1 pseudogene is annotated in these 679 nt (G+C 65.1%); it reads right to left on the reverse strand.

From position 1 onward, the window contains the following. Positions 1-601: pseudogene (locus FOY91_RS21445) on the reverse strand (IS5 family transposase); the annotation flags it as partial. Positions 602-679: the final 78 nt, after the last annotated feature.

Here is a 679-nt window from a genome sequence, read left to right on the forward strand (position 1 = left end):
AAGCAGCTCTTCCACACGCGCGTGCGTTTTGGCGGGATGTTGGGGACCGCACCCTGACTCTCGATCAGGTCGCGGACGCGATTGGTGTCGTAGGCACGGTCGGCGTGGACGATGCACCGCTCGGGCAAGTCGATCAGCAGGTGCTCGGCCGCGCGGCAGTCGGCCGCTTGCCCCGGCGTCAGGTGGAAGGCGAGTGGCCGGCCGTATCGGTCGGTGATGGCGTGAACTTTGGTGTTGCGACCGCCGCGACTACTGCCGATCGCCTGCGCGTGAGCCCCCCTTTGCCGCCTGCCGCCGAGCGGTGTGCTTTCACATGCGTGCTGTCGATCAGGATCTCAGCTGGTGGCCCGCTTGCCGCCGCCAGCGCCTCGAAAACGTCGCGCCACACACCCTTGGCCGCCCAGCGGACGCACCGATTGTAAAGCGTCTTGGACGGGCCGTAGAAGGCAGGCGCATCCTTCCACCGGCAGCCGGACTGGAACACGTGCACGATGCCGCTGATGACACGACGATCATCGACACGGGGCACGCCACGAGGCTTGTTCGGCAAGAGCGGCTTCAACCGCAACCACTGCTCGTCGGTCAACCAGAACCCGTCCACCACCCAAACCTCCGCATCAGCGAAGACCGTGAATCACAACGCGGCCGATTTGTGAATCCTGTTTATGGGTCTCAGCCC

The organism is Alterirhizorhabdus solaris, assembly GCF_007785815.1.
Classification (GTDB): Bacteria; Pseudomonadota; Alphaproteobacteria; order Sphingomonadales; family Sphingomonadaceae; genus Alterirhizorhabdus; species Alterirhizorhabdus solaris.